This is a genomic window from Variovorax sp. FG153 (genome assembly GCF_057809595.1).
This window is the reverse complement of the sequence record NZ_JBMDKG010000060.1, coordinates 1-20,821: the sequence shown is the minus strand read 5'-3', so window position 1 is coordinate 20,821 and position 20,821 is coordinate 1. Positions and strand designations below refer to the sequence as shown.

19 protein-coding genes are annotated in these 20,821 nt (G+C 63.5%); 12 read left to right on the top strand and 7 right to left on the bottom strand.

Annotation, left to right across the window (positions count from 1 at the left end; all coding sequences use genetic code 11):
* Positions 1-102: 102 nt before the first annotated feature.
* Entirely contained in the window at positions 103-975 is an 873-nt protein-coding gene (locus ACODT0_RS37550) for an SDR family oxidoreductase (RefSeq protein WP_489043640.1), read from the top strand.
* Positions 976-1,220: 245 nt separating this feature from the next.
* Here the strand turns inward: ACODT0_RS37550 and ACODT0_RS37545 are convergent, their stop codons facing one another.
* The 4 genes from ACODT0_RS37545 to imuA form a co-directional block, all read right to left on the bottom strand.
* Positions 1,221-1,589, bottom strand: a complete 369-nt coding sequence (locus ACODT0_RS37545; protein WP_261212685.1) for an H-NS histone family protein — start codon at positions 1,587-1,589, stop codon at positions 1,221-1,223.
* Positions 1,590-2,111: 522 nt separating this feature from the next.
* Positions 2,112-5,231 carry an error-prone DNA polymerase gene (locus tag ACODT0_RS37540; RefSeq protein WP_489043639.1) on the bottom strand — a complete coding sequence of 1,040 codons (3,120 nt, stop codon included), beginning with the start codon at positions 5,229-5,231 and terminating at the stop codon, positions 2,112-2,114.
* A 9-nt stretch (positions 5,232-5,240) separates the two neighbouring features.
* The gene (locus tag ACODT0_RS37535; RefSeq protein ID WP_479668690.1) at positions 5,241-6,608 is read right to left on the bottom strand and encodes a Y-family DNA polymerase; all 1,368 of its coding nucleotides are present in this window, start codon (positions 6,606-6,608) and stop codon (positions 5,241-5,243) included.
* Positions 6,550-7,392, bottom strand: a complete 843-nt coding sequence (imuA, locus tag ACODT0_RS37530) for a translesion DNA synthesis-associated protein ImuA (protein WP_479668691.1) — start codon at positions 7,390-7,392, stop codon at positions 6,550-6,552. The genes ACODT0_RS37535 and imuA overlap by 59 nt, the downstream gene beginning before the upstream one ends.
* Before the next feature lie 463 nt (positions 7,393-7,855).
* Between imuA and ACODT0_RS37525 the strand changes: the two genes are divergently transcribed.
* A complete protein-coding gene (locus tag ACODT0_RS37525) occupies positions 7,856-8,308 on the top strand; it encodes a carboxymuconolactone decarboxylase family protein (RefSeq protein WP_057591514.1) in 453 nt (150 codons plus the stop codon).
* Positions 8,309-8,324: 16 nt separating this feature from the next.
* Here ACODT0_RS37525 and sigJ read toward each other — a convergent pair whose 3' ends face one another.
* Together sigJ and ACODT0_RS37515 are read right to left on the bottom strand one after the other, a co-directional pair.
* Complete coding sequence (gene sigJ / locus ACODT0_RS37520) at positions 8,325-9,263, bottom strand: RNA polymerase sigma factor SigJ (protein WP_489043638.1); 939 nt, start codon at positions 9,261-9,263, stop codon at positions 8,325-8,327.
* A 792-nt stretch (positions 9,264-10,055) separates the two neighbouring features.
* Positions 10,056-10,295 carry a hypothetical protein gene (locus ACODT0_RS37515; RefSeq protein ID WP_057591516.1) on the bottom strand — a complete coding sequence of 80 codons (240 nt, stop codon included), beginning with the start codon at positions 10,293-10,295 and terminating at the stop codon, positions 10,056-10,058.
* Between the two features lie 534 nt (positions 10,296-10,829).
* Between ACODT0_RS37515 and ACODT0_RS37510 the strand changes: the two genes are divergently transcribed.
* Positions 10,830-11,114 (top strand): hypothetical protein, encoded by a 285-nt coding sequence (locus ACODT0_RS37510; protein ID WP_057598603.1) that lies wholly within the window; start codon positions 10,830-10,832, stop codon positions 11,112-11,114.
* A 64-nt stretch (positions 11,115-11,178) separates the two neighbouring features.
* Positions 11,179-12,222: a relaxase/mobilization nuclease domain-containing protein gene (locus ACODT0_RS37505; protein WP_489043637.1), complete on the top strand. Its 1,044-nt coding sequence runs from the start codon at positions 11,179-11,181 to the stop codon at positions 12,220-12,222.
* Positions 12,223-12,324: 102 nt separating this feature from the next.
* Here ACODT0_RS37505 and ACODT0_RS37500 read toward each other — a convergent pair whose 3' ends face one another.
* The gene (locus ACODT0_RS37500; RefSeq protein ID WP_489043636.1) at positions 12,325-13,104 is read right to left on the bottom strand and encodes a LuxR C-terminal-related transcriptional regulator; all 780 of its coding nucleotides are present in this window, start codon (positions 13,102-13,104) and stop codon (positions 12,325-12,327) included.
* A 132-nt stretch (positions 13,105-13,236) separates the two neighbouring features.
* Here ACODT0_RS37500 and ACODT0_RS37495 point away from each other — a divergent pair, with 132 nt between their 5' ends.
* From ACODT0_RS37495 to ACODT0_RS37460, 8 genes are all read left to right on the top strand, one after another.
* Positions 13,237-14,889, top strand: coding sequence for an FAD-dependent oxidoreductase (locus tag ACODT0_RS37495; protein WP_082322099.1), 1,653 nt, complete (start codon positions 13,237-13,239; stop codon positions 14,887-14,889).
* A 3-nt stretch (positions 14,890-14,892) separates the two neighbouring features.
* Positions 14,893-15,099 (top strand): DUF2783 domain-containing protein, encoded by a 207-nt coding sequence (locus tag ACODT0_RS37490; protein WP_082322100.1) that lies wholly within the window; start codon positions 14,893-14,895, stop codon positions 15,097-15,099.
* Positions 15,100-15,118: 19 nt separating this feature from the next.
* A complete protein-coding gene (locus ACODT0_RS37485; RefSeq protein ID WP_261212697.1) occupies positions 15,119-15,697 on the top strand; it encodes a VOC family protein in 579 nt (192 codons plus the stop codon).
* 22 nt (positions 15,698-15,719) lie between these two features.
* Positions 15,720-16,682 carry an MBL fold metallo-hydrolase gene (locus ACODT0_RS37480; protein ID WP_057591474.1) on the top strand — a complete coding sequence of 321 codons (963 nt, stop codon included), beginning with the start codon at positions 15,720-15,722 and terminating at the stop codon, positions 16,680-16,682.
* Positions 16,683-16,697: 15 nt separating this feature from the next.
* Positions 16,698-17,687, top strand: coding sequence for a fumarylacetoacetate hydrolase family protein (locus ACODT0_RS37475; protein ID WP_489043635.1), 990 nt, complete (start codon positions 16,698-16,700; stop codon positions 17,685-17,687).
* The gene (gene maiA, locus ACODT0_RS37470) at positions 17,684-18,352 is read left to right on the top strand and encodes a maleylacetoacetate isomerase (protein ID WP_489043634.1); all 669 of its coding nucleotides are present in this window, start codon (positions 17,684-17,686) and stop codon (positions 18,350-18,352) included. Before ACODT0_RS37475 ends, maiA begins: the two co-directional genes overlap by 4 nt.
* Positions 18,353-18,418: 66 nt before the next feature.
* Entirely contained in the window at positions 18,419-19,747 is a 1,329-nt protein-coding gene (locus ACODT0_RS37465; protein WP_479668695.1) for an MFS transporter, read from the top strand.
* Between the two features lie 47 nt (positions 19,748-19,794).
* On the top strand, positions 19,795-20,821 hold a 1,027-nt coding region (locus ACODT0_RS37460; protein ID WP_489043633.1), incomplete at its 3' end, for a fumarate hydratase.

The following is a 20,821-nucleotide window of genomic DNA, read 5'->3' as shown; positions in this document are numbered from 1 at the left end:
ACCGTGGCGGGAGCATCGGCGATCACTACTTCGGCAGGCACACCGACTCCGCATGCGGCGGGCGCAACACCGAATCCCTTCCCTTGGCACAGAGGAACAGCAATGACCGATCCACGCGACGCGGGCCCCCGGCCTCCCTTCTCCACCTCCCAGCAACAACCGCCCGGCCTCGAGTCCGAGATGTCGCCGCGCCCCGATTTCGGCGAACACTCGTACGTGGGCGCCGGCAAGCTCCTCGGCAAGGCGGCCCTTATCACGGGCGGCGACAGCGGCATCGGCCGCGCAGTCGCGCTGGCCTTCGCCCGCGAAGGCGCGGACGTGGTGATCTCCTACCTGGCCGAGGAAGAGTCCGATGCCCAGGTCACCCGCGGCCTGGTCGAGGGTGCCGGTCGCCGCTGTGTGCTCGCACCCGGCGACATCCGCGAGGAGGCGCAGTGCCAGGCCCTCGTGGCCAGCACGCTCGAGCACTTCGGCCGCATCGACGTGTTGGTGAACAACGCCGCCTTCCAGATGTCGCACAAGTCGCTCGAGGACATCAGCGCCGGAGAGTTCGATCGCACCTTCCGCACCAACGTTTACGCGAACTTCTATCTCTGCAAGGCCGCGGTTCCCCATATGAAGCCCGGCAGCTCGATCATCAGCACCGCCTCGGTCAACGCCGACAAGCCCAACGCCACCCTCGTGGCCTATGCCGCGACCAAGGGCGCGATCCAGAACCTGTCGGGCGGCATGGCGCAGCTGCTCGCCGACAAGGGCATTCGCGTGAACTGCGTGGCGCCCGGCCCCTTCTGGACACCCCTGATCCCCTCAACCTTGCCGGAAGACAACGTCAAGGAGTTCGGCACGCAGACGCCCATGAAGCGCCCGGGCCAGCCGCGCGAGTTGCAGGCCGTCTATGTGTTGCTGGCCTCCGACGAGGGCAGCTACATCTCGGGCGCGACGATTCCCGTGACCGGTGGCGTGCCGTTCCTTTGAATCGGTCCCAGACGTTTACCTTTTCTCCGGCGCCGCTCGTTCCTGTGCCTTGCGGAAGGCGCTCCGGGCAGGATCGAGAGGTCGCCCTCCACTTAGGGGCCACGCGTGTTTGCGGTCGCATGAGGCTCTTCAGCCACGCGTTGATTGACGGCTGATGGCGCGCTTCATGAGCCTCAAGCGCGAGGGGCAAACCCCAGCGTCCGGTTTTGACAGTTGCCACCTTCTGCAGGCGGCAGTCCCGAGTGCTACTTGGCGAGAAAGTCTTCTGCCGACTTGCCGGCGTCCAAAGCGGCCTTGAACCAAGCCGGGCGCGGACCGCGGCCGCTCCACACATTGCCGTTCGGATCACGATACTTCGGTGCCGAGGCCCCCCCCTTGCCAGAGGACTTGCGACCCGCTTTACCCGATAAGGCCTTCGGTGTGCGACCGCGCTTGGCGCCCCCCGCGACGCCGAGTTCCGCAGCGGTGAAACCGTACACGGCGATGGCTTCTTTGATCCGCGCGAGCACCTCATTGGACTCCTGTTTGCGCAACTGATCGGCTTCTTGCTGAAGCTGTTCGATTTGCTTTTGAATCTCGAGGAAAGTCTTTTTTGCCATTGCTTGGTGGTTCATTTAATTTTGAGGTATCGATTTTTATCATAGATATCGACGCTCTCAAAAAATTGAGGAATGCCATTTTCTTGAAATACATCGAAAGAATCCAAATCTGCACACATCGGGTTGTTTCCGGGAAACGGACTGTCAAGCGATCAAGGAAGAGCCATCGACCTAACCTGATCTCAGCCTGATTGAACTTTTCCCTTGCGCGGTCATCGCCAGATCTGATGATCTTCGAAATTTTCCGACGCAACCAACGTAATCCTCAATTCAAGAGCTTGAAAGAGGTGCTGGCACCAGGGATGAGCCACCGTGATCCAAAAAGACTGACCACGGCTGGCGTTCCGGGTTGTGCACGTTCGCGTGAGAGCAACGCGATGCCACATCAACCGTTGCCTGCCGCGCACAGCGTCACTCGCAAGTCTCACCGGTTTCGTTGCTCATTGATTCCATCGGACTGTTCCTCCAACTCGATGGCATTTTTCTGATCGAGACGGCCTCGGCACACGTGCGCAGGGGGTTCTGGCTGCAGTCCGCCTACCGAAAATCCCGGCTTTCGGTTGCCTTCGCTAGCCTTCCCAACAAAGGCGTCAGGTCCTCCAGCCGAGAGGCGATGAGATTCTTGACCTCTCCTTCGCGCTGCCAGATTCCGTGCACCGCCATCAGTTTGGAGGCCAGGAGTTCGCTTCGCTGCAACTCCCTCAAGCCTTTCCACACGATCACCTGCACGACGCCCGTTTCATCCTCCAAGGAAACAAAGATTGTTCCCTTGGCTGTGTCGGGCTGCTGCCGCAACGTCACGATGCCGCAATGGCTGACCTGCGCTCCGTTGCCCACGGTATCCAGTTCTTCCGCGGTCATCATTCCTCGATGCGCCAAGCGCTCCCGTAGCAAGGACAAAGGATGCCTGCGCAGCGTCAAGCCTATCGACGCATAGTCAAACATGATTTCCTCGCCTTCTGGCGCAGGAGCGAGCTCGAGCAAGTCCTCGTCGATAGGCGCCTCGCGCAGAATTCCGGGCCCCGCTAGCAGCCCGGCCGCGTCCCACACCTGCTGCCGCCGATGTCCCGAAAGACTCATCAACGCATCCGCGGCAGCCAACCGCTTCATTTCATGACGCTCCAGCCCTGCGCGCAGCGCGAGGTCCTCGGCGCTGTCGAAAGGACATTGCGCGCGAGCATCGACAACACGCTGCGCCGAAGCAGTCTGAAAGCCGGTAATCATCCGCAGTCCCAGGCGCACCGCCGGTTCATGCACCAGGTCCTCGAGCGTGCAGTCGATATCGCTGTGCATGACATCGACCGCTCGTACTTCCACGCCATGGCGGCGCGCATCCTGCACGAGTTGCGAAGGGGAGTAGAAGCCCAGTGGCTGCGAGTTGAGCATCGCCGCCAGGAACTCAGCCGGGTGGTGGCACTTGATCCAGCAACTCGTGTAGACCAAGAGGGCGAACGAAGCGGCATGGCTCTCGGGAAAGCCGTATTCGCTGAAACCCTTGATCTGCTCGAAGATGGCGCGCGCGAAGCCCTCGTCGTAGCCACGCGCCTTCATGCCTTCGACGATTCTCGTGTGATAGTGCTCCAGGCCACCCTTGCGGCGCCACGCTGCCATCGCGCGACGCAAACCGTCGGCTTCCCCAGGGGTGAAGCCTGCTGCCAGGATCGAGATCTGCATCACCTGCTCCTGGAACACAGGAACGCCCAGCGTGCGACCCAGTGCTTCGCGCAGCGCCTCGCTCGGGTAGACCACGGGCTCTTTGCCCTGGCGCCGGTTGAGGTACGGATGCACCATGCCTCCTTGAATCGGCCCCGGCCGAACGATGGCCACCTCGATCACCAGATCGTAGAAGCATCGAGGTCTGAGTCTGGGCAGCATGCTCATCTGTGCGCGACTCTCAATCTGGAAAACGCCCACCGTGTCTGCCTTGCAGATCATGTCGTACGTGGCAGGGTCTTCGGCGGGGACGTCCTGCACGCTGAACACGCAGCCCTTGCGCTGCCCGATGAAGTCCAGCGCCTTGCGTATCGCAGTCAGCATGCCCAGCGCCAGACAGTCGACCTTGAGCAGGCCGAGTGCATCCAGGTCATCCTTGTCCCATTCGATCACGGTGCGATCTGGCATCGCGGCGTTCTCGATTGGCACCATGCGGCACAGCGGTCCCTTGGTGAGCACGAAGCCGCCGGTGTGCTGGCTCAGGTGCCGAGGAAAACCAATGAGCTCGCCCGTCAGATGCATCAGTTGCTGAACCTGCAACGAATCCAGCGCGAGGCCGCTTTCCCGCAACCGCTCGGGGTGAACCTGGGCGCCATCCCACCATTGATGCCCCTTGGCCAGCGCGTCCACTGTCTCCAGTGACATCCCCAGCGCCTTGCCGACATCGCGAATGGCGCTCTTGGGACGGTAGCTGATCACCACCCCCGTGAGCGCTGCGCGATCACGTCCATATTTCCGATACAGGTACTGCAGCACCTCCTCCCTGCGCTCGTGCTCGAAATCGACATCGATGTCGGGCGGCTCATTGCGCTCTTTGGAGATGAATCGCTCGAACAGCACGCTCATGCGGCCCGGATCGACTTCCGTGACACCCGTGCAGTAGCAGACCACGCTGTTGGCGGCGCTGCCGCGGCCCTGGCACAAGATGTGCCGCGACCGTGCGAAGGCCACGATGTCGGCCACCGTGAGGAAATAGTGTTCGTAGCCCAGGTCTGCAATCAGCGCAAGCTCGTGCTCGATCTGCGTGTGCATCGCGGCCGGAATGCCGTCCGGCCAGCGGCGGCCCGCCCCTTCATAGGTAATTAGGCGCAGGTAGCTGGCGGGTGTTTCCCCTGCGGGCACCACCTCGTCAGGGTACTGGTAACGCAACTCGTCCAGGCTGAAGCTGCATCGCTGGGCGACCTCGAGCGTGCGCGCGAGCAGCTCTACGCTGTAGGTCTGGGCGAGGCGCAAACGGGTTCGCAAGTGCCGCTCGGCATTGGGCTGCAGGTCGAGCCCGCATTCGGTCAATGGCTTGCCCAGCCGCGTGGCGGTCATCACGTCCTGAAGCGGTTTGCGAGAGCGAACATGAAAATGCACATCGCCGGCAGCCACCAGCGGAATCGCCGTGTCCTGGCCGACGCGCTCCAATCGGTGCAGCCACATCTCGTCGTCCAGCAATCGCAGCTTCTCCACCGCGAACCAGCAACGTCCTGTGAACTCGGCCAGCAGCCAGCGCCCGATCCATTCGAGCTGGACGGCAGTGGCCATGCGCTGTGGCGAAGCCAAGACGACACAGCCGTCCAGCTCGGCCCCCCTGATGTCCTGCAGATCAAGGCGATAGCTTCCCTTCGCGCAAGCACGGCGCAGTTTGGTGATGAACTGCGACAGGTTGCCATAACCGTCCAGATGGCACGCAAGCACGGTGAGCGTGAAGGAAACCGCGTCGGGATGCGCCCCCTCCGTGTCCACTCGGAACTGGCTGCCGATCAGCAGCTTCATATCGTGCTCCTTGGCGGCAACATGGGCGCGAACCACGCCCGCCAGGCTGCACTCGTCCGTGATCGCCAAGGCCGAGTAGCCAAGCTTCTTCGCGCGCTCGACCAGTTCCTCTGGGCGGCTTGCCCCACGAAGAAAGCTGAAGTTGCTCAAGCACTTCAGCTCGGCATAGAGGGGCAGTTGCATTTCGAGCCCTCAAGCGAAGGTGCCATGGAGAAACCAGGCGGTCTCTTCCCGGGCCAGGCGCATCTGAAAAATCCATAGCACACCGGCATGCTCGCTCACGGCCACCCAGTAGTCGCGTGCGACATGGCGAGTGGTCTCCGGCGGCGGAACGGCGGAAAACGCTCCCTCGTTGTTGCCGGCCTCGACACCTGTTGTGCGATCCCACCAGCCGCCCTCCACGCGATGGGGGCCCGCCAGCAGTTGAAGCACACCCTGGTAGATCGGCCGGTTGTCCTGAACGGCCAGACGCAGCGGCTTGGCGAGCATGAAGGTCGGCTGCGGCACGTCGAGCGGCCTGCACCCGATGCGAGGCGCGCGTTCGGGCGCCGGTCGCCAACGACACATCCATTCCATCCGGTGGTCCTCGACGAGGACCGGGCGCAACACGCGGTCCGGCCCCAGGCGTGCGGCGATGCGCTCGAGGACGAGCGCCAGGCTCTCACCCGACTGCTTCGTCTCGGGCAGCATGGAGAAGCTTTTTTCTTCCAACGGCTGCACCTCGTTGGTCACCAGCTCCAGATCGCCCACTGGCGCCAGCAGTTCGACCTTGACCAAGTGCTCAGCCAGAAGCCGCATCAGGTGTTCGGTGTCGCGCGTGGCATGGGCTGTTCGCACGGTCATTTCGCCGCCATCACCTGCCGCCTTCGAGCGCATGGCGTCATGGCACCAGCGCAAGGTGAAGGCAGTCACGCCTGAGCGCCGTGCCAGAAGCCATCCCGCCATCTGCAGCATCAGTCGACGAGCACCGAAAATCATCGCCGGCGCATGCTCCACACGCGCCATCAACTCGAGCTTCGCATGGAAAGTTTCCGACAGCTGGGTCCACGCATGACCGTCAGGGCGCAAGCCATACGCCTGATCCAGGGCTCCAAGCAACTGCGCGTCAAAGCGCCGGCTCAGGCCACCGCGCGGTAGGGCTCGAACCTGTCCCAAGGTCTGGCAACCCAGGCGTGCCAGTGTGGCTTGGTGCACGGCGACCTGCGTGAGTGTCTCCAGCGGCAATGCATCCAACAGTTGCGCCAAGGGCTTCGCAAAGCCATTGGACAGGCCCGCACGCGCGAGTGCGAGCGCGGCCAAGCTTGTGGGCGCCCATGCGAGGTGTCGCACGCCAAGATCGACGCACTCTTCGCGCACCCGCTCCACCAACCGGCGCTTGCCGCCAAACAGTCGCAAACTTTGCTCGAGTTCCATCACGACGCCGGGACACGACAAAAGCGCTTCGAGGACGGCAACGCGCGGGGTGAACTGCAGGCACCAGGTCGCCAGACCGTCGAGCGCTTCAGTGCGCGGCTTCGGATCGTCCGGCAGGTTGCCCGGGAGCAATGCTGCCCACAGCATGAGGGAACTCTCTGGAATGACGCGCCGCGATCAGACGGCTCGGGTGTTGCAGGCGCGGCGTGAGGATGTCCGCCAGACCACCGGGGATCGATGGCAGACGCAGCTCCGTATCGTGCGCGGGCCCCTTGCGCTTGAGCAGTTGCACTCGCAGTTCCCAATCGATGCCGAATCGCGCTTGCAGGCGCAGCGGCGCGGCCGACGCCTCGTGCGCGGCCGCAGCCGGTCGAAAGAGGATGATCGGCGCATCGCAGCTCTGCGCGCCAACCTGCAGGCGACGAATCTGCTCCTGACGAGCCTGCGGCACCCATCCCAGCACCATGCCCGCTGCGTTGGCCCTGAGCAGCTGTTCGATCGCCCACAGCCGCTCCACGGGCTTGTCCGCGTGAATCCAGACCAGATGACGCTCGTCGAGTCCCAGATGAACAAGCCCTGGGATATGCGGAGCCTTGGGAGGCCCCACCACCACGATCTGCTTGCCTTGCAAGACCAGCGCACGCACGGCGGGCGCGAAGAGCCGCCATTCGAGAACCGTCGCCTGCACCTGCAGAACTTCGGTCAGCGAACCGCAAGGCCACCCACCACCGGGCAGTTCTGCGTCCAGGGCCTCGAAGCCACTGCTGACGATGCGGGTCACGGGGCTACCCAGGGCATCCCCCCGCCAGATCGCGGATTCCACCGCGGGCGGAAGGAGCAGCGGACGGCCTTTCGGGTCGCGCGGCGCATGGGAAGCGAAACGGGCAGGGGGCGCTTCGTCGCCACCCACCCACGACAGGGAGGCGGCCATGTGGACTCCAATACTGTATGGAAATACAGTATCCTTGAGCCTCCAGCCGTTTAGCAAGAAGGGTTACAAATTTGGCGGGTTTTTGAGGTGCGAACGCAGCACCCCTGGAGTTTCTGTGCGTTGCATCAGGCCCCAGAGGCGTACTGCCACAACGCAACGCCTAGCGAACATCAGGAGCAAGTCTTCGAGTGACGCGACGGCACGTGGGAGGTACAAGGGGAGCGCGACTGGCGGCCGAACTGGGGCGGAATGTCGCGCCCGCAGCCTTCGTTCAACTTCCAGGCGCCGGACCAAGAAAAGCCTGCTGACACATGACTGGCAACGCGACAACGATCGCAGCCACGACTTCAAGGTGGGAATGCCGGAATGCTCCGGCGGGCATGTCACAACAAGTCGATGTCGGCCGTCTTACAAGCGAAGGCTGGTGATGTTGCCAGTCTTCACACAAAAGGAAAGAAAGATCATGCAACGCGCAAATTGGTTTCAAGTCTCGCCCGAAGGTGCGAAGGCCATTGGGGGCCTTCATCACTTCGTCACCAAGGACACTGACCTTCCGGCTCAGCTCATCGACTTGGTTTTTCTCCGGGTCTCCCAGATCAATGGCTGCGCCCATTGCATCGACATCCACACACGCGATTTGATCAAGTCGGGTATGTCGGTCGACAAGGCTGTGCTGGTCCCGGTGTGGCACGAAGCGGCCTACCTGTTTTCGGATCAAGAGCGCGCAGCCCTCGCGTGGGCCGAAGAAGTGACCCTGGTCAGTGAAACGCATGCGTCCGATGAAGCTTATGCAGCCGCAGCGGCCGTCTTCAGCGAGAAGGAACTGGTCGACCTTACCCTCACGATCGCAACCATGAACGCCATCAACCGCCTCGGCGTCAGTTTCCGTCTAAAACCCCGTGCGAAAGTCGAATAACGGCCAGCCCTTGCCATCACACGACTGCAGGCAAGCGAACCAGAGTGGCGGCAAGACGCGCCAGCTTTTCTGGGTTGCGCTGCACATGGATCTTTTGGATCTGCTGGTCGCCGATCTCAAAGGACTGCGCCGATTCCAATTGCCCGTCGATGTAGCGCAATAGGCCCCATCGACCATTGAGCTTCACCAGTTGGACCTGCATCGCCCCGCCATAACGGCGGTGTGATGCAAAGTACATCAAAGCGATGCGACGTGCGCCCAGAAGAGGCGTACCAAAGCTCGGGACCAAGCCACCGCCGTCACTGAACAGCTTAGCGTGTTCGCCAAGAAGAGCTTGCAGCCCCGCGAAGTCGCCACGTGAAATCGCATGAGCGAAGTCCCGCAGCACCTGGTGTTGGTGCTCGTTGCGTACGGGCAATGCCGGCGGGCGCGGATCTTTTGCGCGAGCTTTCTCCAGTTCGCGCCGTGCACGGTGCACAATCTGTCGCGCTGCCGCTTCTGTTTTCCCTAAGATTTGAGCTACTTGGTCATAGTCAACATCGAAGACCTCGCGCAGAAGAAATGCGGCGCGGGCCTCTGGTGAGAGATGGTCAAGAAGAATCAGAAATGCTACAGAAACGTCGTCGGCCAGCGAGTAGATTTCCTCCGGATTGGTGTGGTCATCCTCAAGCAGCGGTTCGGGCAACCAATAGCCTGGATAGGTCTCGCGCCTTAGCTTCGCCGCGCGCAGCCGGTCGATTGCCATCCGAGTCGTCATCGTCACGAGCCAAGCCTCGGCATTGAGCACCTTGTTTTGGCTCTCCCTGCGGAATTCATGCCATCGCAGCCAGGCGTCTTGAACCAGATCTTCTGCCTCTTGCGCGGAAGCCAACATTCGATACCCGATGGAATAGAGACGATGCCGCACCTGTTCAAAAACGTCGGACAAATCCTGCCTACCAGTCAGAAGGTTCAAGAACTCATCAATCGTATCCCAGACATCTGCGAATGCGCTGCAGCGCTGGCCTACGGATCTGCATCTCGCACCCAGAACTGCTGCCCAATGGCTTGCGACCGCGTTTGGACTGCCTCAGAAAGCGGCCATTGCTGAGCGCTTGGACGCTCACTCACCGAGCATAAGTGAGCCAATCTGAACAGGATGGCAACGGCTGTAGCGCATGGGACGGGATCTCAACCGAGCCCCCAGAACCGCACGCCGTTTGTCGAGTTGATCCAAGAATTACACCCCAACCCCACTGCATGAGCTCGCTGCCAAGGCAGCGCGGCGGTTTTAGGGCACGTGTCTGGCCACACCGGCAATAATTGGACGACTGACCGTCATCCGTCCTGTCTGCAGGTCACGCAAAGGGTAAAAAACTTCTCCAGTGTTTGATTTGCCAAGCACGCCCGCCGTGCTCTCAGTCACGTACACGCCTGGCAGTTCTGTGTTCAGGCTGACACGGACTCGGCAAGACATGTGTGGAATCCAGAGCTGCAGTTGCTAACCGTCTGGGACATACAGAGCATCCGCTTCAACGGAGGGAAAGTTTTCGCCATCCTCGATGTTGACAATGATTTTTGATCCGCTTATGTACTGGAGCTGGCTCGCCGTGATGTACCAGTAGGCTTGACCATTGAAGCGAATTCAACGGTGCCTCTGAGCGGCTTGATGCTGGCAATTCCACATGGAAAACCATCAGAGGCCGCCGCTCCTGACGCAAAGAGGGCGGTGAGCATGCACAGAGTCTGATCCTCATGCCGGCACCTCTCATGCCTCCAGATCGAACTTCAACTGGAGTTCGCGGATGGCACGAGCGATGTCATTGCGATGCGTACCTCGATCGCTCATGACGCGGACGGTCCAGTTCGGGTACCCCTCGCCGGCCTCCATCCAGATCACGCCGCCTCTGTAGACGTCCGTGTCTTCGCCTCGAAGACCTGGGATTCGACTGATTCTCTCCAGTAGCAGCTCTTGCAGCTGCTCAGCAGTTCGGGTGGCTTTCGGCATTCTGGGCATCACGGCGAGCTCGTTCAGGCCGCGAGCTTGGGGTGGGAGCACATTTTGAACCACTACCATTTCCGATAAGTGCCAGAGCGATACGCTATCAACACTTAGCTCGAACCGCGCGGTACCTCGCCCAGCAGCGTCGTTGGCGCGAGCGCTTCCGCGCACGCCTTCGAGGGTTCGACCGCAAAGTCCTTGTCCGTCGACAGAGAATCGATAGAGTTCAACTGAACTATCGAACGTTGTCGTCGCGCAATGACTTCCAACTGTCGCCCCAGCATGATCCGAACCCGCGTGTCATCGGAAACTCGGGCACGCTTTTCCGCGCTGGCAGCACTTCATGGCCTCAGCGAGTCACACCTGCTCGTACGGATGGTGAACGAGGTTCTCAAGAGTTCGAACTCAGACGAACAGGACCACTCCGAAAACGATGCAACGCCTGCACTCGAGGCGGACGATTCAACCCTGCCTCGCGTCGCACTTCGCCTTCGGCCGGGTGACCGCGCCTTGGCAACACTACGTGCCGAAGCATGCAGCATGAAGCTCAGCAGCTATTTGGTCCTGCTGGTGCGCAACCATGTACGCCGCTCGGCGGTGCCACCCCCTTGCGAACTGACACAGCTCAAGGTCCTCTGCGCGCACCTGGCCGCGCTAAGACGACAACTCGAGTCGTTCGGCACGCCGAACACGCCGGTCGGAGTGCCCACGGCAGTGGGCGAGTTGCTTGAGGAGGTCCGAAGCCAGGTGGAAACAGCGCGCGAAGAAGTGGCGGCCGTTGTTCGCAAAAACCTGATTTGCTGGGAAACCGGCGCGCAGGACTGAAATGCCCGCGAGAAACGCGCAAGCCAGTCGGCAAGGCGCCGCACCGTTCGGGACCACCCCCGACATGTCGCTGGACATCGTGAGCTATGGCCGCAAGGGGCCAGGCGACGTCTTGCGCTTCAGTTCCGACGAGATCGCGCAGATCCGACGTACGGTCGATCGTGCACCAGAGGTGATGGTGAAAGTGACCGGCGGCGGACGTGACGCCTCCAGCGTTCAGGTCCATCTGGACTACATCGGCCGGCAGGGGAAACTCCCCCTCGAAGACGACGAAGGACGCACCCATCAAGGAAGAAACGCCGCTCGCGAACTCGCAAGCGACTGGCAGTTGGATCTCTGCAAAGGTCAGTACAAGTCCAAGCCGCGCAAAGGTCAAACGGACAGCCGTCCCAAGGTCGCTCACAACATCGTGCTATCGATGCCGCAAGGGACGCCGTCGGACAAGCTGCTGAGGACCGTGCGCGCATTCGCACGCACGAACTTCGGGCAGCGCCACCGATACGCCATGGCCTTGCATGTCGACCAGGCGCATCCGCACGTCCATCTGGTCGTCAAAAGCGAGCAGGAGTACGAGCCAACGAAGCGGCTGTGCATCTACAAAGCCACGCTCAGGCAGTGGCGGGAGCAGTTCGCGGCACTCCTGCGCGAGGAAGGCGTGACGGCGAACGCGACCGCCAGGCAGGTGCGTGGACAGATGCGCACCCCCTACAGTACGGCAGTCCATCACCGCCTGCAGGCGCTCCAAGCGGCCGCTCGGTTGCCGCCGGCAGAGAAAAGCCAGCATCAGGCGCCAAAGACTTCCACCTTCATGCAAGCCAAGATCGAAAAAGTGCTTCACCTCCTCGGCACCCAGGAGCACGTCATCGATCACGGTCTCGAGGCGATGCAGCGCACGCGACAAGGAGTCCTCCATGATTGGCGCGCCACGGCCCAGCAGCTGCGCCGGCAGGGAGAGGCCGAACTGGCAGTGCAGGTCGATCGCTTTGTCGCGAGCATGCCCGCAGTGCAGACCGACGCCAGATGGCTCGCAGAGCGTTGGAAGGCACAGGCCGAGCGCCGCCCGGACCCGACGGCTCTGGCCCATGACAAAGGACCCCGGACGCGATGAATCCCAACTTCGTCGCTGTGACGCCTCCTTCGGGTTCAACACCATGCACGGGGAGACAGCGATTCTCGAGGCTTGCTAAACCAGCAGGATGCGAAGTCCGGACTAGTGAACTGCGCCGTGAACTCGGCCGGGCGAGCGAAGCAGGAATTCCTTGAGGTTGGCGGCGTTCGTCTTCTCGAAGAGACGGGACTTGTAGGTCAGCACAGTGGTGGGCGAGAGGTTCAGCGCGCGGGCGACCTCCTTGGCCGTGTGGCCGCGCCAAAGAAGTTCGGCGACCTGCCGTTCACGCACGGAGAGTGACGCCATGTCGATGGTCGCCGGGGAAATCGACGACGGCGGTTGCGTGGCGAACTCGTCATGGCGCTGTGCCAGGGCGATCAACGAAGGGCCACAGTAGCGCAGCAACGCCGTGGTTCTGCTCGACACCGCGCGCGAGAAGTACAGGTTGATGTAGCAAGTCCGCTCGCCCCAGGTACCGAACAGCGAGATCTTGCTTGCGAAGCCGGGCTTCTCGAACAACTGCTGACGGTATTCGCGATCTCGAATGCTCTCGGGCGAGACCGATACCAGGTGCACGTCCGAGACGGGATCGCGTATGGACTCGCACACGCGCTGGTAGTTGGGATCGCGCTGGTAGAGCCGATTCACATAGACGTCCGTGGTCCATTCGATCATCGACTGATCGAGCAGGCTCGCGCAACGCGCATAGCCGATGCGGCCCGTGCGGTCGTAGCGCAGGTGGGACATGTGGTCCACACCCACCACCTCATGGAGCCCGCGCAGCAAGGTCGCGTGAAACATCGGCCGCCCCAGGTCGAGGATGGCCTGGGGTGCCCAGACATCCCGCATCGGGGCCAAGGTGGCCAGTTCGTTCGTCTCCATCGTTCTGATTCTCCTGCCGCGGCGACGGGCCTCGTCCCTTGTCGATGTCCTTACTCGACAGGACAGACCGAAAAGGGGCTGGCTCCTAAATTCGTGCCGGTCACCTTGAGCGGCACGAACCGCAGTCCTTGAATGTTAGAACTTCCCGTCTATTCCTACAAACGCCCCGGCGAGCTCGACCGCCCCCAAGACACCCCGCACCCTGTCATCGTGGTCGGCGGCGGACTCAGCGGCCTCAGTGCGGCGCTCGACCTGGTGCGGCGCGGCATCCGCGTCGTGGTCCTGGACGATGACAACACCGTGGGCGTGCGCGGGTTGGCCTCGCGCGGCATGGTCTGGGCCCAGCGCACGCTGGACATCTTCGAGCGCCTGGGCATCGCGCACGAAGTCGTCGCCAAGGGCGTGCGCTGGAACCTCGGCCGGGTCCTGTGCCGCGATGCCGCCGTCACCTCGTTCAGCCTGCAGGCGCAACCCGACATGCGCCACAACGGATTTGCGAATCTGCAGCAGTACTACGTCGAGAAGTTTCTCGTCGAAGCCCTGCAACGCGAGCCGCTGGCCGAGTTGCGCTGGTTGAACGAGGTCGTCGCCGTCCGTCCGACCGAGGACCACGTCGAGCTCGACGTGACGACGCCCGAGGGGGCCTACACCACCCGTGCCCAATGGATTCTGGCCTGCGATGGCGCCAACAGCCGGGTGCGCACAGCCCTGGGGATCGCGCCTCGGCTTCATGACCGCACCGAAGACCGCTGGATCATCATCGATGTCATCCTGCGCACGGGTGAATGGCCCGAGGAGCGCTGGACCTGGCTGGATGCGAGCGCCAACGATGGACGCGCCGTCTGGCGGCACAAGATGGCGGACGATACCTGGCGCCTCGACTTCCAGTTGGCACCGGATGAAGACACGGCGATCGCGACAACGGAGTCAGCGATGCGCGAGCGGGTCGCCAAGCTCGTGGGACCGGACGTTGCGTTCGACATCGCCTGGTCAGGCGCGTGGGGCTATCGCCATGAGTGCCTGGACGATCTGCGCAAGGGACGGGTCCTCTTCGTGGGCGACGCCGCCCACCTGGTGGCGCCTTTCGGCGCACGTGGCGGCAATGGCGGCATCCAGGATGCCGACAACCTCGGCTGGAAACTGGCGCTGCATCTGCAAGGGCTCGCTGGCGAGGCCGTGCTGGACAGCTACGGCCACGAGCGCAAGCACGCGGCGCTGGAGAACATTCGCCAGGCACGCCGGTCTTCGCGCTTCGTCTACCCGGGGGCACACAGCTCGGCCGCGCTGTGGCGCGACGCCATCATCGCGCTGGCGCCGGACCACGATTGGGCCGCTCGCATGATCAACACCGGGCGCCTTTGCACCCCCGCCATCTACCCCCCGTCGGCGCTCGCAGCCGGCATGCATGCACAGACCGGCGCGGCGCTTCCGAATGTGGTGCTCTGCAGCGAAGACGTTGTCGCGTCTCGCCCCCACACGACGCTGCATCAGATCCTCGGCCCTTGGTTCACCGCACTGGTGCTCTCGGACGAACTGCCCTCGCATCGCACAACGCATCCGCTGTTGAACTGGGTCGCCGTCGGACGGTATTGCGACGGGCCCGGCCGCGCGGCGCTGGCCCGTCAGTTGGGCCTGAGCGCCGCAACCGGTGCGGTGTGGCTCATTCGCCCCGATCAGCACGTCATGTCGGTGCTGGCGATCGACGAGACCGATGCCATGGAGCGACTTTCCGCTGTGCTGCAGGCAGCGCTGGATTCAACCCCCATCGTCTGTGAGGAGGCTTGAGACGTGCCCGCAACGCAACAACAACTGGACGATGTCCTGGAACACCTGGTCGCATTGACCGACCTGCCCGACGTCACCGCGCAACGCGATCGCCTTGCATGCCTGGTGCTGCTGCTGGCGGAGTCTCTCGATGACCCGCAGGCCGTGCATGCAGCCATCGAAGAAGTCCTGCGTCATGACACACAAGGCTTCGCGCTCGCCATCCCCTGATCCATTTCGAGGACCCGCCATGACACCCGCCATCCAGGCCCGCGGCCTGCATCACTTCGCCTGGCGTTGCCGAGACGCTGAAGAAACCCGGCATTTCTATGAAGACATCCTCGGCCTGCCGCTGGTGCATGTCGTCAAGGAGGAAATCGTGCCGTCCACGGGAGAGCATTGCCCCTTCGTGCACTTGTTCTTCGAATTCGCCGACCACTCCCACATCGCCTTTTTCGACCTGGGCGACAACGCCGTCACCCGGCAGGACCCGCACACACCGGGCTGGGTCAATCACTTCGCGATGGAGCTGGCCAGCGAGGCGGAGGTGGCGCAGATGCGCGAGAGGCTGCTCGCGCACGGCGTGGAGGTGGTGGGCGTCACCGACCACCATTTCATCCGCTCCATCTACTTCTTCGACCCCAACGGTCTGCGCCTGGAGCTGACCGTGCGCCTGGATGCGGCACCCATCGCCGATTACGTCGAGCAAAAGCGCCGCATCGCGCACGAAGAACTCGCCGCGTGGACCCGCGACAAGGCCCGAGGCCTGCGCCCGGGACAAAGCGGCACCAGCAGCCAGGCCCGGCACGACAAACCCACTTCTCATTGACGACGAATTCCACCCCAGCACCATGAACAACAAAGCCTTCGCCTCGCACGCCGACCTCGCCAAGAAAACGATCTCCTTCGAGCGCCTGTCCGACAACGCCTATGCCTACACCGCCGAGGGAGATCCGAACTCGGGCGTGATCATTGGCGACGACAGCGTCATGGTGATCGACGCCACCGCCACGCCCGCCATGGCGCAAGGCCTGATCCAGGCCATCCGCAGCGTCACCGACAAGCCCATCCGCCATGTGGTGCTCACCCACTATCACGCGGTGCGCGTGCTGGGCGCTTCGGCCTACGCGGCGCACGGTGCGGTCAACGTCTTCGCCAGCCGCGGCACCCTCGAACTGATCGCCGAACGTGGCCAGGCCGACATGGATTCGGAGATCGGGCGCTTCCCCCGTCTTTTCCAGTCGGCCGAGGACATTCCGGGGCTGACCTGGCCGACGATCGTCTTCGAGCGCGAGCTGACGCTGCACCTGGGCAGTCTCGAAGTGAAGCTGATGCACCTGGGCGCCGGGCATACGAAGGGCGATGCGGTGGCCTGGATCCCTTCGCAAGGCATCTGCTTCTCAGGCGATCTGGTCGAGTACAACGCCGGCGTCTATACGGGCGACGCCCATCTGGCGCAATGGCCCGCCACCCTGGACGCGCTCGAAGCGCTGCAACCCCGCCAGCTGGTGCCGGGCCGCGGCCCCGCATTGAAGACGCCCGAGGACAGCCGCGCCGGCATCGCGTACACGCGCCGCTGGGTGCAAACGCTCTACGGCTGCGCCCAGCAGGGCGTGCGCGAGGGGAAATCGCTGCGCGAGGTCTATGCAGCGACACGCCAGGCGATGGACCCGGAATTCGGCCACGTCTTCATCTACGAGCATTGCATTCCTTTCGACGTGTCGCGCGCCTACGACGAAGCGAGCGGCATCGAGGTGCCGCGCGTATGGACCGCGCAACGCGATCGGGACATGTGGAGCGCCCTCAACGACTGAACGCAGACGCCCATCATGAAACTTGCCACCCTCAAGAACGGCACACGCGACGGACAGTTGGTCATCGTGAGCCGCGATCTGCAACGCATGACCGCGGCGCCCGCATCGGTGAACACCATGCAGCAAGCGCTGGACCGCTGGCCTGAAGTTCGGGCCGACCTCCAGGCGCGTTACGAAGCGCTCAACGCGCGCATCGACGCGGGAGAGGCCTTCGACGCATCCCGCTGCGCCGCCGCGCTGCCACGCGCCTATCAGTGGCTGGACGCCTCCGCCTACCTCAACCATGTCGAAATGACGCGCCGCGCGCGCGGCGGCGAAATGCCGCCGTCCTTCCTCACCGATCCCGTGATGTACCAGGGCGCCTCGGACGACTTCATCGGCCCGCGCGATGACATCGTGGCGGCCAGCGAGGAACTGGGGGTCGACCTCGAGGCGGAGGTGATCGTGGTGACCGGTGACGTTCCGCTGGGCGTCAACGAACAAGACGCCTTGGGACATATCCGGCTGCTGGGCCTGGTCAACGACGTCACGCTGCGCTCGCTGGTGGTGCCCGAACTGGCCAAGGGCTTCGGCTTCGTCCAGTCCAAGCCGGCCTCCGCGCTGTCTCCGGTGCTTGTCACGCCAGACGAGCTGGGCAACCATTGGCGCGGCGGCAAGCTGCACCGGGTGATGGAAGTTTGGCTCAACGACAGGCAGCTCGGGCGTCCGCAGGCCGGCGAGGAGATGCAGTTCCATTTCGGCGAACTGATCGCCCATGCAGCGCGCACGCGACGACTGATCGCCGGAACCGTCCTGGGCAGCGGCACCGTCTCCAACCGCAGCGACGAGGCGGGTGTGTGCTGTCTGGTCGAGGCACGCGTACGCGAACAACTGCGAGAAGGCCGGATGCACACCCCGTTCCTCAAGCACGGGGACCGTGTCCGCATCGAGATGCGCGATGACGGGGACGCCAGCATCTTCGGCGCGATCGATCAGGTCGTGCGTATTGAAGGGGCATCGCCGTGAGTTCCGCGTCCACCGTGCGCCTGCACAGCTACTGGCGCAGCTCAGCCGCCTATCGCGTGCGGATCGCGCTGGGGCTCAAAGGCATCGTTTTTGAATCCGTCTGCTGGCACATGGCGAATGGCGAGCACCTGCAGCAGCGCTACCGCGATCTTGCGTCCTTCGGCCTGGTGCCCATGCTGGAGATCGATGGGCTGCGGCTACAGCAGTCGCTCGCCATCATCGAGTACCTGGAGGAGCGCAATCCTGACCCCCCGCTTCTTCCAAGCGAGCGGTCTCAACGCGCGCGGGCACGGGCATTGGCCCAGCTCGTGGCGTGCGAAATCCATCCCCTCAACAACCTGCGCGTCCTCAAGCGCCTGCGCGGTTCGCTGCGCGCGGACGATGCCCAGGTTGCCGACTGGTACCGGCATTGGTGCAACGAAGGCTTCCAGGCCCTCGAGTCCGCGCTGGCGCCTTTCGAGGCCGGACCGTTCGCGCTGGGCGCGCAACCCTCGATCGTCGAGTGCTGCCTGATACCGCAGATCTACAACGCGAGGCGCTACGAGGTGCCGATGGCCGCCTACCCGCGCATCCTGGCGATCGCCGCAGCCTGCGAGAGCCTCGCGGCCTTCGATGCGGCGCGCCCCGAGCGCCAGCCCGACGCGCCGACCTCGTCGCCTTCCTGACTCGAACCCTCATAACGACAACCGGACGTCGCCCTGAAGGACGTTCACATTCCCTCGGAGACAACCGTGCCCCCTACCGCCTCTCTCCCGATCTCACAGGACCCGCCCGCGACGCGCGAGGACAAGAAAGTCCTGACCGCCACCCTCGTCGGCACCGCCATCGAGTGGTACGACTATTTCATCTACGCCCAGGCGGCGGGCCTGGTGCTCGGGCCGTTGTTCTTCGCACCCTTCGCACAGAACAATCCGGGTCTGTCGCTGTTGCTGGCGTTCGCCACCATCGGTGTGGCTTTCCTGTTTCGGCCGCTGGGCGCCATCATCTGCGGCCACCTGGGCGACCGCTTCGGACGCAAGGCCGTGCTGGCCGCCACGCTGATTCTCATGGGCGCGGCAACCACCCTGATCGGCGTGCTCCCCGGTTACGCCCAGATCGGCGTCTGGGCACCCGTGCTGCTGATCCTGCTGCGCATCCTGCAGGGCTTTTCGGCCGGTGGCGAATGGGGCGGTGCCGCATTGATGTCGGTCGAACACGCGCCGGCCGACAAGCGTTCGTTCTTCGGTGCCTTCCCCCAGATCGGGGTGCCGATCGGCATGATCGTCGCCACGGGTGTGCTCTGGGCCGTCACCTCGGTGCTTGGCAAGGAGCGGTTTCTCGACTGGGGATGGCGCCTTCCGTTTCTGTTCTCGATCGCGCTCGTGGTGGTCGGCGGACTGATCCGCCGTTCGGTGGAGGAGTCGCCCGTCTTCTTGCGCATGCACGAGCGGCGCCGCGAATCCGCTGCGCCGCTGGGGCAGCTCTTTCGCCATCACCGCAGGCAGGTATGGCAGACGGCGTTGATCTTCGTGGGCAACAATGCCGCGGGCTACCTGCTCGTCGCCTTCTTTCTGAGCTACGGTCAGCGCGTGCTTCAGTTGCCGTCGCAGCAACTGTTGGCCGCCTGTACGGTGGCAGCTGTGGGATGGTTGGTCTCGACGTTGATCGGCGGGGTGCTCGGTGACCGGATCGGGCGCGTGCGAACCTTCCAGATCGGCTATGTGATGCTCGCCGTGTGGGCGATCCCCATGTGGTTCCTGATCGACACGGCGCAAATTGGCCTGTTCCTGGTGGCCTTGTTGGTCCTGTCCATCCCGCTCGGACTGACCTATGGACCACAGGCTGCGCTTTACGCGGAGATGTTCCCGGCCAAGGTCCGCTATTCGGGTGTGTCCGTGGGCTACGCGCTGGGCTCCATCCTGGGTGGTGCATTCGCGGCCACGATCGCTCAGTGGATCATCTCCACGTGGGGCCAGTCCTGGCTGGTCGGCGTCTACATCGCCTTGATGGCTGCCGTGTCCTTCGTCGCGGTGTCGAGCGTGCACGATCGTCCTGGCCTCGACCTCGATGACCAAGGCTGACCACGTCCGGCGCGAGATCGCGTCGCCGCTTTGAACGCTTCCTCACCATGACCACCACGATCCAGCAGGCCGACCTGATCGAATCGATCAGCGCCGCGCTGCAGTACATCAGCTGTTACCACCCTGCCGACTACATCGCCCACCTGGCCAAGGCCTACGAGCGCGAGCGCAGTCCCGCCGCCAAGGACGCGATGGCGCAGATCCTCACCAACAGCAAGATGAGCGCGACCGGCCAGCGCCCGATCTGCCAGGACACCGGCATCGTCAACGTGTTCCTCAAGGTGGGCATGGACGTGCGCTGGGGCGGCTTCACCGGCAGCCTCGACGACGCCATCAACGAAGGCGTGCGCCGCGGCTACAGCCACCCCGACAACACGCTGCGCGCCTCGGTCGTCGCCGACGCACAGTTCGATCGCCGCAACACCCGCGACAACACGCCCGCGGTGATCTCGGTGGAGATCGTGCCGGGAAGCACGGTCGAAGTCACCGTGGCCGCCAAGGGCGGCGGCAGCGAGAACAAGAGCAAATTCGCCATCCTCAATCCCGCGGACAGCGTGGTGGACTGGGTGCTGAAGACCGTGCCGACCATGGGCGCCGGCTGGTGCCCGCCGGGCATGCTGGGCATCGGCATCGGCGGCACCGCCGAGAAGGCAATGCTCATGGCCAAGCAAAGCCTGATGGATCCCTTGGACATGCACCAGCTTCAAGCCAAGGCCGGATCGGCAAGAGCGGGTGCGCTGACGGAGTTGGAGGCATTGCGAATCGAGATCCACGACAAGGTCAATGCATTGGGCATCGGCGCGCAGGGCCTGGGCGGCTTGACCTGCGTCCTGGACGTGAAGATCAGGAGCTACGCCACCCACGCGGCCAGCAAGCCGGTGGCGATGATCCCGAACTGCGCCGCCACGCGCCATGCGCACTTCGTGATGGACGGCAGCGGTCCGGTCTACCTCGAGGCGCCCTCGCTCGACCTGTGGCCGAAGATCGACTGGGCACCCGACGAGAAGAAGAGCAAGCGTGTCGACCTCGACAAGCTCACGCCGGCCGAAGTCGCGAGCTGGAAGCCCGGCGACA